Here is a 13,197-nt window from a genome sequence, read left to right as displayed (position 1 = left end):
TCAGACGATCACCAGCTCGTGCGGCTGGTTGTTGACCGACTCCACGCCGTCGCTGGTCACGACGACGATGTCCTCGATCCGCGCACCCCAGCGGCCCGCCTGGTAGATCCCCGGCTCGACGCTGAACGCCATGCCCGGCTCCAGCACCAGCTGGTTGCCGGCAACGATGTAGGGCTCCTCATGCACGTCCAGCCCGATCCCGTGCCCGGTCCGGTGGATGAAGTAGTCGCCGAAGCCAGCAGCGGCGATCACCGACCGGGCAGCAGCGTCGATCGACTCAGCAGTCACACCAGGTCGCACCGCGTCGACAGCTGCCTGCTGCGCTTCCTGCAGTACGCCGTACGTCGCGCGCACGTCCGCATCCCGCGGCTCACCGACGGCGTACGTGCGGGTGGAGTCGGAGTTGAACCCCGACGGCAGCGGCCCACCGATGTCGACGACCACCACGTCACCGGACTCGATCACCCGGTCCGACACGTCGTGGTGCGGGCTGGCGCCGTTCGGCCCGCTCCCGACGATCACGAACTCCGCCGTCGTGTGCCCCTCCTCGACGATCGCCGCGGCGATGTCCGCACCGACCTCCGCCTCGGTCCGCCCGGCCCGGAGGAACTCCGGGACCCGCGCGTGCACCCGGTCGATCGCCGCCCCGGCCGCGCGCAGCTCAGCGATCTCGGCCGCGTCCTTGCGCATCCGCAGCTCCCGCACGATCGGCCCGGCCAACACCTGCTCGGCCGCCGGCATCGCCTGCCGCAGCGCCAGCACGTGCAGGGCGATGGCGAAGTCGCTGACCGCCACCTGCTCCGGCTTGCCCAGCCGCTCACCCACCAGCGCGTACGGGTCGTCGCCGTCGACCCACGTCAGCACGTCGACGCCCAGCTCGGCCAGCGGCACGTCGGCGTACCCAGGTGCTTCCAGCTTCGGTACGACGAGCGCAGGAGCACCCGCTGCCGGGATGACCAGCGCGGTGAGCCGCTCGAACGAGCCACCGCCCTGACCGATCAGGTACCGCAGGTCAGAACCGGGCGCAACGACCAGACCGGTCCCCGCAGCGACCTCCTGCGCTCGCTCTAGCCTCCTCCTGAGCACAGCGGGCTCCGGAGCTACTTGGTGCAACTGTCGACGACTCATGCAGCCGACCCTATGTCCCTGGAAGCTACCTGTAAGTAATATCGGCCGCATGGACAAACAACCGCCGGGATGGCCGCTGCTCGTCGCGCTGATCAACGGCCGGAGCGGGATCCCGGACGCGCGGCTCGCCGACGCGGTCCGGGACAAGGTCGTGCTGGTCACCGGTTCGTCGTACGGGATCGGCGAGGCGACAGCCCGGCGGCTGGCCGCGGCCGGGGCGATCGTGCTGCTGGTCGCGCGGACCGCGGAACAGCTCGACGTCGTCGCCGGGGAGATCCGGGCCGCGGGCGGACGGGCTGATGCGTACCCGACAAACCTGGCCGATCCGGCGTCGGTGGAGCAGTTGGTGGCCGACGTACTGCGGGACCATGGGCGAGTCGACGTACTGGTCAGCAACGCGGGCAAGTCGATCCGGCGGTCGATCGCGGACTCCTACCAGCGCTTCCACGACATCGAGCGTACGAACTCGGTGAACTACCTCGGGCCGGCCAAGCTGGTGCTCGAGCTGCTGCCGTCGATGCGCGAGCGCGGCGCCGGGCACATCGTGAACGTGTCGACAGCGGGCGTCCGTACGCCGCCGATGGCGCGCTGGTCGGCGTACCTGGCGTCGAAGAGCGCGTTCGACGTGTGGCTGCGCTGCATCTCGCAGGAACTGCGGCAGGACGGGGTGACGACCTCGACGGTGTACATGGGGTTGGTGCACACGCGGATGAGCGAACCGACGCCGCTGCTGAACAGCCTGCCGGGGTTGTCGCCTTCGCAGGCGGCTGATCAGGTGTGTCGGGCGGTGGCGGAGAAGCCGCACAACATCACGCCGCCGCTGGTACGACCGGCTGATGCGCTGGGCAACCTTTTGCGGGTGCCTACGGATCGGTTGTTCGAGCAGTATTTCAGGAGGGGTAGCGAACGGAAGCGGGCGGAATGAGCGGGCGTGGGGCGGGGGCGTGGGAGCGACTCCGCGCTGGAGCGCGTGGAGTGAGCGCGCCGGGCGGTGGTGCGGGAGCGACGCCGGGTGGAGCGCACGGGATGAGCGCGCGAGGTGATGGCGCAGGAGCGACACCGGGCGAGAGCGCGCGGAGTGAGCGGGCGAGACGCGCTGGCGCGGGAGCAACTCTGAGCGGAGGCGCGTGGAATGAGCGAGCGCCGGGCGGTGGCACGGGAGCGACTCCGGGCGGAAGCGGCGGAATGAGCGGGCGCCGGGCATTGGCGCGGGAGCGACTCCGGGCGGAAGCGGCGGAATGAGCGGGCGCGAGGCGATGGCGCGGGAGCGACACCGGGCGAGAGCGCGCGGAGTGAGCGGGCGCGAGGCGATGGCACGGGAGCGATGCCTAGCGAGAACGTGCGGATCGAGCGACTCGGTGCTCTCGCCCCCATCCCGGCGACGCCGCGTGTGCTGGCGCGGCACGCGCCGGGCGAGGGTATGCGGGCGATCCGCTCGGCGGTCGCGCGGGGGCGGTGCGCTGTGAACACGCAGGCGACACCGCAGGAGCGGCGAGCCGGGGGCATGCGATGAGGCCGCCGGTGCGGCCGATCGGGCCGATGCGGGCGCCGGAGTGGTTGGTGCGCGGTGCGGCTGAGGTTGGTGGCGTGTCGGTTGCGTTGGCGCGGTCCGGGGTCTGGCGGTCGGCTGGGCCGCTGCAGGTACTGGGGATCGAGCGGGCGTTGCGGCGCTGGGGGCAGTCGATGGCGGCGCTCGGCGCGATCGCGGCGATCCGGTTCCCGGACCGGGCCGGGGTGATCGACGAGCGCGGGACGCTGACCTACCGCGAGCTGGACGAGTGGGTGGCGGCGATCGCCGCCGGGCTGCACGCCGAGCACGGGATCGTTGCCGGGAGCAAGGTTGCGGTGCTCTGCCGGAACCATCGGTACTTCCTCGCCGCGACGCTCGCCGCGTCGCGGCTCGGCGCGGACGTGCTGTTCGTGAACACCGAGTTCGCTCCCCCGCAGCTGGCCGCCGTACTGGAGAAGCACCGGCCCGACCTGCTGGTGCACGACGAGGAGTTCGCCGTCGAGCAGGATCTGCCGGCGGTGCTCGGCTGGCAAGAGAACGCGAGCGACCGCAGCCGCGACACCCCCGGCCGACGCGGTCGCGCTGGGGCGGTCGTCGGCGCGACCGGCCGACACCCTCGCGCGGGCGCGGTCGTCAGCGCGGACGTAGAAGGCGCGCCGCACGGCACCCTGGACGACCTGGCGACCTCAGGCGCCCCCGAGCCGCCGTTCCCCGACCGCCCCGGCCACATCACCATCCTCACCTCCGGCACCACCGGCACCCCGAAAGCCGCGCCCCGCGCCCCCACCGCCCTCGGACTCGCCGGCCTCACCGCCTCCGCTCTCCAGCGCTTCGGGCTCCGCGCTGGCGAGCCGATGCTGATCTGCCCGCCGCTGTTCCACGGACTCGGCCTGCTCAACTCGATGCTCGCCCTCTTCCTCGGCTCCCCGCTCGTCCTCGCCCGCCGCTTCGACCCCGCCGCCGTGCTCGCGTCGATCGACGCGACCCGCGCCGGCGCGGTCGTCGCCGTACCGGTGATGCTGCAACGCCTCCTCGACCTCGGCCCCACCGAGCTCGCCCGGTACGACGTCACCTCGCTGCGCGCCGTCGTCTCCGGCGCCTCCGCGCTCCCGCCCTCGCTGGCCGAGCGCTTCATCACCACGTTCGGCCCGGTCCTCTGCGACGCCTACGGATCGAGCGAGATCGGCATCGCGACCATCGCGTCCTCCGCCGACCTCGTCGCCGCCCCCGGCACCGTCGGGCGCCCGTGCCTCGGCAGCTCGGTCCGCATCCTCGGCCCCGACGACCGCCCACTGGACGCTGGCGAGACCGGGCGGATCTTCGCCGGCGGCGGTCTCGTCTTCGGCGGGTACTCCGACGGCAGCAGCAAGACCGTCGTCGACGGCCGGATGAGCACCGGCGACCTCGGACACCTGGACGCGCGCGGGAGGCTGTTCGTCGACGGCCGCGAGGACGACATGATCGTCTCCGGCGGCGAGAACGTGTACCCGGGCGAGGTCGAGGACTGCCTGCTCACGCACCCCGCGGTGCGGGATGTCGCGGTGATCGGTGTAGCGGACGAGGAGTTCGGGCAGCGGTTGGTTGCGTACGTCGTACTCGATCCCGCCAGTGCGACGGGTGATGAGCTGATCGAGCATGTGCGGGCAAACCTGGCGCGCTACAAGGCGCCGCGCGAGGTGGTGGTCGTGGAGGAGCTGCCGCGAACCGCGACCGGGAAGGTCGTCAAGCGGGAGCTCCCCGAAACCTGATCGGCTCCGCCTCTGGCGCGGACTTGCACCACTCACCAAGTCGGCGACACGCCGCGCCACCCGCTCGCCGCTCGGCGTGTCGGCGACTTGGTGAGTGCTGGGGATCCGCGCATGCACCTTCCGCGCCTCGACCGCCGCTCTCGCCGCCGCCCTCACCGCCGGCCCCACCCGGCACGCCAGCCGGCGCGGCGGCGGCTTGGTGAGCGCTGGGGATCCGCGCGAGCCGTTCGCTCTCCACTGTCCGCGACGCAGACCACATCCTGGTCGTCCACCCGGCCCGACGAGACCATCGGCCGACGCCCACCACTGATCAACCTCACGACACGCCGCATCCAAGCCCGCCGCCCCCGGCGTGTCGCTGCCTTGGACAGTGGTGGGCGTCGCACCCACCGAGTGAGCCGGCGCGTCGAGAGCCTGCGGGCTCATGCTGCTCCCACCGGGTTGCTGCTCGACAGCGTTGCGCGGCGGCGGTTGCTGCCTGGCGGTGCTGTGCGGCGGCGGTTGCCCGGACGCGGTTGCCGACGGTGTTGCGCGGCAGCGGTTGCCCGACGGTGATTGCGGGGCGGAGATTTCACGACCGTGGAGGCCCACGAGCCTGCGCGGGGTGGCGTTGAGGGCCGGGTTCGCAGGCGCGGATGCCAGGGCGGGCGGCGGCTCCGGACGTGAGGCTCGGCGGCGGCCGCCCCGCGGTGAGCGGGTCGCTCTTCCGCCGGAGCCGACCACCGACCGGTGGATCGCCGAGACCAAGCTGCACTGCGCGGCGGCGAAGGCCTGCGAGCGTGAGGCGGACGGCGTTGGAGTCCGGGCCTGCGGGCGCGGAAGCCAGGGCGGGCGGCGGCTCCGGACGTGAGGCTCGGCGGCGGCCGCCCCGCGGTGACCGGGCCGCTCTTCCACTGGAGCCGACCACCGACCGGTGGATCGCCGAGACCAAGCTGCACTGCGCGGCGGCGAAGGCGAAGGCGGAGGCGAAGGCGCGCGAGCGTGAGGCGGATGGCGTTGAAGTCCGGGCCTGCGGGCGCGGATGCCAGGCGGGCGGGCGGCGGCTCTGGGCGTGAGGCTGGCGGTGGACCCCGGGTTAGGCGTGCCTCATGGGATTCCGGGTGGTGCCTATTGGTCGGGAAGCGAGCGGGGGGCTGGACCGGTGTACGTCGGATTGATGCCCTTCGGGAGCGGGCCCTTGATGCGGGTTGGCTCCTGCTGCTGCTCCCAGGCGTGAGCGAGCAGGCCGACCGAGCGCGAGAGCACGAACAGGCCGCGGGCGAGCTCGGGGGCGAAGCCGAGCTCGGCGTAGATCGCCGCCGTCGCACCATCTACGTTCATCGGCACCGGCTTGGTGCCCTCAGCAAGTACTTTCTCCAGGGCGAGAGCCAACCGTAGGTACTCACCGCTGACTGCCCCAGCATCCGTAGCCTGCTGGAGCGCGGTGATCAGCGGGTCGCGGCGAGGGTCGCACGGATGCCAGCGGTGCCCGAAGCCCGGGATGAACGCCTTGCGTTGCTTGTACTCGGCAACCAACGCACGCGCCGCCTCCTCCGGCGGGTCGCCTGATGCATCAAGGCGCTGCAAGACCTCGATGCACTGCTGCCCCGCACCGCCGTGCACGTCGCCGAGCAGGTTAACGCCGGTCGCCATCGCGTTGTTCAGGTCCAGGCCGCAGGACGCCGCCATCCGCGCCGCGGCGATCGACGGCGCCTGCGGGCCGTGGTCGACGGCGGCGACGAGGGTGAGCTCGAGCAGCCCGGCCTCGGCCGGGGACGGCAGCTCGCCGCGGGTCATCAGCCAGACCATCTGCGGGTAGCTGACCGCGCCGATCAGCTCCTCGACGGCGTACCCACGGAGGCGGATCACGCCGGGCTGAATGTCGGTGATCGCGGTCGACCACCAGTCGGCAACGTCGCTCATACGACTCCCTCGGCTCGCAGGTCGGCGATCTCTTCGGCGCTGTAGCCGACGCCGGCGAGAACCTCGTCGACATGCTCGCCGAGCAACGGCGGCGGGCTGGTCGGTCCGACAGGTCGCCCATCGACGTGCACGCTGCTCCCGAGAACACGCAGAGAGCGCATCGCCGCCCCGACGCCGTTTCCGTCTCCCCTGCCCGAGCCGTCCTCGTCGTCCCCGTCTCGCCTGCCCACGCCGCCCCCGTCTTGCCTGCCCAGCGAGCGCGCCGCGACTCCGAAGTTGCCCTCGTGGTCCCCGCGCAGGGAGCGTGCCGCAACCCCGGAGTCATCCCCGCCGTCCGCGCGCAGAGAGCGTGCTGCGGCCCCGGAGCCGTGCGCGTCGTCCGCGCGGGGAGAGCGCTCCCCGGTGTTCGCGGCAGCTCTCGGCATCGACCGGTCCGAGGCTTCCGACGTCAGCGGGTCCGAGGATCGCGACGTCAGCGCGTCGGAAGCTCGCGGCGGCAGCGACTCCGAAGCTCGCCGCGGCAGCGCGCCCGAAGCTTGTGACGTCAGCGCGCCTGAGGCTCGCGGACCCAGCGGGTCCGAGGCGCCCGGCATCGGCACCTCGTGTAGGAGAGCGCGCTCCGAGACCTGCGTGAGGGCGAGCGCCTGCGGCACCGTCAGGACCGGCGCGACCGGCACGCCGCTGGTCGCCAGCAACTCGTCCCACTCGGCAGCCGAGCGTTCGCTGAGCGTCTTCTCCAGCTCGTGCGTCAGCTCGGCCCGGTGCTGCTTGCGGGCCTCGCGGGTGGCGAAGCGGTTGTCGGTGATCAGCTCGGGTCGGCCGAGTGCGGTGCACAGTTCGACGTACTGTTCCTGCTTGTTCGCGGCGATGTTCAGTGCGCCGTCGGCGGTCGCGAAGGTGCCGGAGGGTGCCGAGGTGACATTTTCGTTGCCCATGGCCCGTGGTTCGCGGCCGGCGACCAGGTAGTCGGAGACGACCCAGCCCATCGCGGCGACTGCGGTTTCCAGCATCGAGACGTCGAGGTAGCTGCCCTTTCCTGTCCGCGCGCGCTTCACGAGAGCCGCCGAGATCGCGAACGCGGCGGCGTACCCGCCGAGCGTGTCTGCGATCGGGAAGCCGGTCCGCGTGGGCGCGCTCTCCGGCATACCGGTGACGCTCATCATGCCGGACAGGCCCTGGATGATCTGGTCGTACGCCGGACGCCCGCGCATCGGCCCGGTCTGGCCGAAGCCGGAGACCGCGCAGTAGACGAGGCCTTCGTTTAGCTCGTGCAGCACGTTCCAGCTGAAGCCGAGGCGCTCGAGGACGCCGGGGCGGAAGTTCTCCAGCAGCACGTCGGCGTCGCGGACGAGGCGTTCGAAGACCTCGCGCCCGGTCTGTGCTTTGAGGTCGAGGGTGAGAGAGCGCTTCCCGCTGTTCTGGGCTAGGAACGAGACGCCGAGGCCGCGTGCGCTCAGTTCGGGGTCGCCGCCGAGGTTGCGTGCGAGGTCGCCGGTGCCGGGGACCTCGATCTTCACCACGTCCGCGCCCATCAGGCCGAGTTGGTAGCCGGCGAACGGGCCGGCGAGGACGTTGGTCAGGTCGAGGACCCGTACGCCGTCGAGCAGGTCGGCTGCGGGCGAGACCGCCGAAGCACGCTCCCCCAACCCCAACGGGTCGGCCGCAGGCCCGTTCGCCGGAGCGCGCTCTCCCGCCTCCATCAGGTCGCTCGCGAGCCAGCCCGTCGGAGCGTGCTCCCCCGACTCCGGCAGGTCGGCCGCAGGCGCAACCGCCGCTGCACGCTCTCCCGACTTCAGCGGGTCGGGCGCAGGTGCGACCTTCGGAGCGCGCTCTCCCTGGATCTCAGGAGGCACTGAAACCGCTCCAGCCCGTTGCGCTGATCGTGCGTGCGCAGCGGCGTACGGCCTGGACGTACGCCGGGAGGCGTTCCTCGTTGAAGCGGGTTGTGGGGCCGCCGATGCCGACGGCTGCGACGACGCGACCGTCGGAGCGGAGTACGGGAGCGGAGACGCCGGAGGCGCCGAGTTCGCGTTCTCCGTGGGTGATTGCGAAGCCGCGCTCGCCTGTTGCGGCGGCGATTGCGCGGAGCTTCTTCGGGAAGTCGCTGCCGTACGGCGACTCGCCTGCGACATCGTCGATCACCGACGGGTCGGCCGCTAGCACCGGCGGGTCGCTCAGTAGCACCTTCGACGCTGCGCCGCCCCAGAGCGGGAGGGCTGAGCCGACGGCGATCGAGTGCCGTACGCTCAGCGTGCCCTGGGCCTGGGCGAGGCAGACGCGGGTCCGCCCGACCCGGATGTACAGGTTGGCCGTCTCCCCTGTGTCGGCGGCCAGCTTGCCCATCGCGGACCGGACGGCCGGCGGGATCTCCATGCTCGCGCTGCTCAACCGCGACCAGCGCAGGAAGCCCGGGCCGATCGCGTACCGGCCGGGGCCGATCGCCGCCACCAGGCCGCGCTGCTCCAGCGTCGTGACCAGCCGCAGAACGGTTGTCTTGGGCAACTTGCTGGCGGCGGTCAGCTCGGCCAGCGTCCAGGTCGGGTGCTCGTCGTCGAACCGCTCGAGCAGATCCAGCGCTCGGTGCACGCTCCGTACGCCGGCCAGCTCCCGCTCGCCGCCGACCTCAGCTGACGCAGCACCGCTCCGCGCGCCGGCAACCCGCGCCGCCTCCGCGCCCGGCCGCGCCCCAGCAGCCTCCGTGCCGCTCAGCGCACCTGCAGCTCCCGCCGACCCCGCACCGCTCCGCGCCCCAGCAGCTCCCGCTGTACCCGCGCTGGTCCGCTCTCCAGCAGATCCCGTTGCAGAGCTGCTCCGCGCTCCAGCGACTGACGTCGACTCCACGTCGATGCGCGGACCCGCGACTCCCGTCGACTCCACGTCGCCCCGCGCTCCGGCGACACCCGCCGAATCGACACCGCTCCGTGCGCCGGCGGCTTCCGCCGGCTCGGCGCTGGCGCGCGATCCCGCGCCTCCCGCCGCCCCCGCGTCGGCTCGCGCGCCACCAGCTCCGGCGCCCCCAACGCCACCCGCGTCCGCTCGTCCCGCAGCAGCTCCACCGCTGTCCGTCATGCTGCCCCTCTCGCCGGGTTCTTCCTCTCGAAGATAACCCGGCGGTCCGCAGAACGGAATCTCTGTACCTCCTGGTGGAATGCTGCTACGGTCGCCGGAGATCCAGGGCATCGCCGCGCCCTCCGCGTGCCTGAAGGAGGTACCCCATGTTGCGTCCTGTCACCCGTAGGTCGTTTCTCGCCGGCGGGTTGTCGTTGAGCGTGCTGGCGACCACCGGCTGCGCCGCCCTCGAGGGCGGCAGCGTGGCGGGCGACTTTCCGTCCCGCAACGTCGAGATCATGGTTCCGGCCGCGCCGGGCGGCGGCTGGGATCTCACCGCGCGCCAGTTCCAGCACGTCGTACAAGAGGACGACTTCCTGCCGGGCCGTTCCACCTCGGTCGTGAACGTGACCGGCGCCGGTGGCGCCGTCGGGATCTCCAAGCTGGTCACCAAGAACCGGAAGGACCCGCACACGCTGATGATCACCGGGCTGGTGATGGTCGGCGCGCTGACCCTGAACCAGTCGAAGATCACCATCTCCGACACCACGCCGATCGCGACCATCACCGCCGAGCAGGAGGTGTTCGTGGTGAAGGCCGACTCGCCGCTGAAGACGCTGAAGGACCTGGTCAGCCAGTACGAGAAGGACCCCGCGTCGGTCAGCTGGGGCGGCGGGACGATCGGCGGCACCGACCACATCGCGGCCGGCGTACTGGTGAAGACCGCGGGCGGTGACCCGTCGAAGGTGAAGTACATCAGTTACTCCGGCGGCGGTGAGGCGACCGCGGCGATCCTGTCCGGTGATGTCACGGTCGGGATCTCCGGGCTGAGCGAGTTCGAGGAGCAGATCACCGCGGGGAAGATGCGGGTGCTCGCGACCACCGGCACCGATCCGATGACGGTCGACGGTAAGCAGCTGCCGACGCTCAAGTCCGAGGGATACGACACCGAGGTGCTCAACTGGCGTGCGATCGTCGCGCCGCCGGACATCCCCGAGGCCGACCGGCAGCGGCTGATCGAGTTCGTCACCAAGGTGAACAGCTCGCCGGAGTGGGACGAGATCCGCAAGAAGCAGGGCTGGACCGACTTCTTCCAGACCGGCGACGAGGCGAAGCAGTTCATCGCCGACGAGACCACGCGCGTCGAGGGACTCCTGAAAGAACTGGGGATCGTATGAGCACCGAGCAGACAACAGTTCGTACGGCGGACGTCGAGGTCGAGGCGTCGCGGCTGGTGCGGATCATCGCCGCGGTGGTGCTGGTCGTGCTCAGTGCGACCTTCCTGGTGGGTGTGTTCGACATCCGCAGTCCGAAGGGGCTCGATCCGGCCGGTCCGCGGTTCTTCCCGCTGCTCGTCACCGCCGCCTGGTTGCTGCTGAGCATCGCCTACCTGATCGAAGGTCTGCGCTCACCTCGTACGGCGAAGTCCGCCGACCGGAGCTGGTTCGAGCCCGTCGCCGTCTCGGCGCTGCTCGTGCTCTATGCGTTCCTCGTCGTACCGCTCGGCTACATGCTCGCGACCGCGCTGCTCTTCTTCGCCGCGGCTCGCGTGCTCGGCAGCCGGCAGCTCGTGCGTGACATCGTCGTGGCCGTCGTACTGGCTGTCGTCGTGTACGTCGCGTTCACGCAGTTCCTCGACATCTCGCTGCCGGAAGGGGTGCTGGGGCTGTGATCGCGATGGCCGTCTTCGGCGACCTCATGCACGGGTTCGGGACCGTGCTCGACCCGATGAACCTGCTCTGGGCCGTGCTCGGCGTGACGCTCGGCATGCTCGTCGGCATCCTGCCCGGCATCGGCCCGGCGCTGACCATCGCGCTGCTGCTGCCGATCACCTTCAACTTCTCCGACCCGATCGGCGCGTTCATCATGTTCGCCGGGATCTACTACGGCGCCATGTACGGCGGCTCGACGACGTCGATCCTGATCAACACCCCCGGCGAGTCCGCGTCGGTCGCGACCGCGATCGAGGGCCACAAGATGGCCCTCAAGGGGCGCGCCCGGGCGGCGTTGGCGACGGCCGCGATCGGGTCGTTCGTGGCGGGCACGATCTCGACCGTCCTGCTGACGTTCGTCGCGAAGCCGATCGGTAGCCTGGCGAGCAAGTTCCAGGCGACCGACTACTTCGCGATCACGCTGCTCGCGATGGTCGCGGTGACCGCGCTGGTCGGGCACTCGCTGGTCCGCGGGTTGCTGTCGCTGACCGTCGGGTTGTTCATCGGGCTGATCGGGCTCGACAGTCTGTCCGGCGCACAGCGGTACACGTTCGGCACGCTGCGGCTGCTCGACGGCGTCGACGTGGTGATCGTGATCGTCGGGTTGTTCGCGATCGGCGAGACGTTGCACGTGGCATCGAAGCTGCGCAGTACGCCGGACCGCCCGGCCGTGCTCGAGAAGGGCCGGCTGCGGACCGGGTACCTGAACAAGTCCGACTGGAAGCGCTCGTGGGCGCCCTGGCTGCGCGGGACCGCGCTCGGGTTCCCGTTCGGCGCGATCCCGTCGGGCGGCGCCGAGGTGCCGACCTTCCTGTCGTACACGATCGAGCGCCGGCGAGCGAAGAAGGCCGGGCGCAAGCACCCCGACGAGTTCGGCGACGGTGCGATCGAGGGCGTGGCCGGGCCCGAGGCGGCCAACAACGCGTCGTTCTCCGGCGTACTGGTGCCGCTGCTGACGCTCGGCCTGCCGACGTCGGCGACCGCCGCGGTGATGCTGGCGGCGTTCCAGATCTTCAACGTGCAGCCCGGGCCGCAGCTGTTCGAGGACCAGGGCACGCTGGTCTGGACGCTGATCGCGTCCCTGTACGTCGGCAACCTGATCCTGCTGATCATGAACCTGCCGCTGATCCAGATCTGGGTCCAGGTACTCAAGGTCCCGAGGCCGCTGCTGTACGCCGGGATCCTGGTCTTCGCCTGCCTCGGCGTGTACTCGCTGTCCGGCTCCGGGTACGAGGTGCTGATGGCGCTGCTGATCGGTGTCGCCGGGTTCTTCATGCGCAAGCTCGACTTCCCGATCGCGCCGGTGATCCTCGGCGTGATCCTCGGGCCGACGATGGAGGAGCAGTTCCGGCGCGCGCTGGTGATCTCCAACGGCGACGGGAGCGTGTTCTTCACCCGGCCGCTCAGCCTGGTCATCATCGTGCTGACCGTGCTCGCGCTGTTCGTCCCGTACCTGCCGCGGCTGGTCGCTCGGGTGCGTGGGACCCAGCCGACGCGCGACCGGCTGACCTTCGGCGAGGACGACTGATCCGGGCCGCCGGGTTGAGGGGTGGGCACCGGTGCAACCGACTGATGGGAGAGTGACCTCGTGAAGATCCTCGTCGGCTACGTGCCCACCCCCGAAGGCGAGGCCGCGCTCACCGCGGCCGCCGCCGAAGCCGAGCTGCGCGGCGCGGGCGTCCTGCTGCTGAACACCAGCCGCGGCGACGCCTACATCGACAACCGCTACGCCAACGCCGAGGAGCTCGCCGCTGCCGAGACCAAGCTGCGGGAGGCGGGGGTCGAGGTCACCATCCAGCAGGCCGTCGGGACGGGCGACGTCGCTGCCGAGCTTCTCAAGGCAGCCGCCGCTGAGGATGTGTCGCTGATCGTTCTCGGTCTGCGGCGCCGCTCGCCGGTCGGGAAGCTGATCCTGGGCAGCACCGCTCAGCGGGTCTTGCTGGAGTCCCCGGTGCCGGTCCTCGCGGTGAAGGTCACGTCCGCGCGCGACTAATCGGGGTGAGTGATTGGTGCCGGGCACCTAAACTGGTCGGTGCCATGCCTGATGCCCGGACCGAGTCCTCCAGTCCCACCCCAGCCACCGGTCCCGTCCAGGACCCCGCCCGTACGGCGAACAGCCGTCGGCGGCCTCGTCGTCGCGGCGGGCGGT

General features: G+C 71.3%; 10 protein-coding genes. 6 read left to right on the top strand and 4 right to left on the bottom strand.

The features are described from left to right. Complete coding sequence (locus ACZ6Z4_RS29900; RefSeq protein ID WP_465571445.1) at positions 1 to 1,128, bottom strand: M24 family metallopeptidase; 1,128 nt, start codon at positions 1,126 to 1,128, stop codon at positions 1 to 3. Positions 1,129 to 1,177: 49 nt separating this feature from the next. Between ACZ6Z4_RS29900 and ACZ6Z4_RS29895 the strand changes: the two genes are divergently transcribed. Together ACZ6Z4_RS29895 and ACZ6Z4_RS29890 are read left to right on the top strand one after the other, a co-directional pair. Further along, positions 1,178 to 2,053 carry an SDR family NAD(P)-dependent oxidoreductase gene (locus tag ACZ6Z4_RS29895; RefSeq protein WP_465571440.1) on the top strand — a complete coding sequence of 292 codons (876 nt, stop codon included), beginning with the start codon at positions 1,178 to 1,180 and terminating at the stop codon, positions 2,051 to 2,053. A gap of 662 nt (positions 2,054 to 2,715) precedes the next feature. Further along, positions 2,716 to 4,386: an AMP-binding protein gene (locus ACZ6Z4_RS29890; protein ID WP_465571437.1), complete on the top strand. Its 1,671-nt coding sequence runs from the start codon at positions 2,716 to 2,718 to the stop codon at positions 4,384 to 4,386. Positions 4,387 to 5,493: 1,107 nt separating this feature from the next. Here the strand turns inward: ACZ6Z4_RS29890 and ACZ6Z4_RS29885 are convergent. Genes ACZ6Z4_RS29885 through ACZ6Z4_RS29875 form a run of 3 tightly spaced genes read right to left on the bottom strand, consistent with a single transcriptional unit; the run spans position 5,494 to position 9,165 of the window. Beyond that, entirely contained in the window at positions 5,494 to 6,288 is a 795-nt protein-coding gene (locus ACZ6Z4_RS29885; RefSeq protein WP_465571432.1) for a citryl-CoA lyase, read from the bottom strand. Continuing rightward, a complete protein-coding gene (locus ACZ6Z4_RS29880; RefSeq protein ID WP_465571428.1) occupies positions 6,285 to 8,141 on the bottom strand; it encodes a CoA transferase in 1,857 nt (618 codons plus the stop codon). The genes ACZ6Z4_RS29885 and ACZ6Z4_RS29880 overlap by 4 nt, the downstream gene beginning before the upstream one ends. Beyond that, on the bottom strand, positions 8,131 to 9,165 hold the full coding sequence (locus ACZ6Z4_RS29875; RefSeq protein WP_465571425.1) for an IclR family transcriptional regulator: 1,035 nt from the start codon (positions 9,163 to 9,165) through the stop codon (positions 8,131 to 8,133). The genes ACZ6Z4_RS29880 and ACZ6Z4_RS29875 overlap by 11 nt, the downstream gene beginning before the upstream one ends. 338 nt (positions 9,166 to 9,503) lie before the next feature. Between ACZ6Z4_RS29875 and ACZ6Z4_RS29870 the strand changes: the two genes are divergently transcribed. From ACZ6Z4_RS29870 to ACZ6Z4_RS29855, 4 genes are read left to right on the top strand one after another with little or no spacing between them, the layout of a single operon-like run. Next, positions 9,504 to 10,514, top strand: coding sequence for a Bug family tripartite tricarboxylate transporter substrate binding protein (locus ACZ6Z4_RS29870; protein WP_465571422.1), 1,011 nt, complete (start codon positions 9,504 to 9,506; stop codon positions 10,512 to 10,514). Continuing rightward, on the top strand, positions 10,511 to 11,008 hold the full coding sequence (locus ACZ6Z4_RS29865; RefSeq protein ID WP_465571417.1) for a tripartite tricarboxylate transporter TctB family protein: 498 nt from the start codon (positions 10,511 to 10,513) through the stop codon (positions 11,006 to 11,008). Before ACZ6Z4_RS29870 ends, ACZ6Z4_RS29865 begins: the two co-directional genes overlap by 4 nt. Positions 11,009 to 11,013: 5 nt before the next feature. Next, positions 11,014 to 12,576, top strand: a complete 1,563-nt coding sequence (locus ACZ6Z4_RS29860; protein ID WP_465571850.1) for a tripartite tricarboxylate transporter permease — start codon at positions 11,014 to 11,016, stop codon at positions 12,574 to 12,576. 60 nt (positions 12,577 to 12,636) lie between these two features. Further along, positions 12,637 to 13,041 carry a universal stress protein gene (locus ACZ6Z4_RS29855; protein ID WP_465571414.1) on the top strand — a complete coding sequence of 135 codons (405 nt, stop codon included), beginning with the start codon at positions 12,637 to 12,639 and terminating at the stop codon, positions 13,039 to 13,041. The last annotated feature ends 156 nt before the right edge of the window (positions 13,042 to 13,197 follow it).

The sequence above is a fragment of the Kribbella sp. NPDC104740 genome (assembly GCF_055583505.1).
Note: the sequence above shows the minus strand (reverse complement) of the source record. Positions and strands in the feature narration are given on the sequence as shown.

Coding starts and splice junctions, on each gene's coding strand:
- ACZ6Z4_RS29900 (WP_465571445.1), bottom strand. CDS start 1,128: ATGAGTCGTCGACAGTTGCACCAAGTAGCTCCGGAGCCCGCTGTGCTC.
- ACZ6Z4_RS29895 (WP_465571440.1), top strand. CDS start 1,178: ATGGACAAACAACCGCCGGGATGGCCGCTGCTCGTCGCGCTGATCAAC.
- ACZ6Z4_RS29885 (WP_465571432.1), bottom strand. CDS start 6,288: ATGAGCGACGTTGCCGACTGGTGGTCGACCGCGATCACCGACATTCAG.
- ACZ6Z4_RS29870 (WP_465571422.1), top strand. CDS start 9,504: ATGTTGCGTCCTGTCACCCGTAGGTCGTTTCTCGCCGGCGGGTTGTCG.
- ACZ6Z4_RS29865 (WP_465571417.1), top strand. CDS start 10,511: ATGAGCACCGAGCAGACAACAGTTCGTACGGCGGACGTCGAGGTCGAG.
- ACZ6Z4_RS29860 (WP_465571850.1), top strand. CDS start 11,014: ATGGCCGTCTTCGGCGACCTCATGCACGGGTTCGGGACCGTGCTCGAC.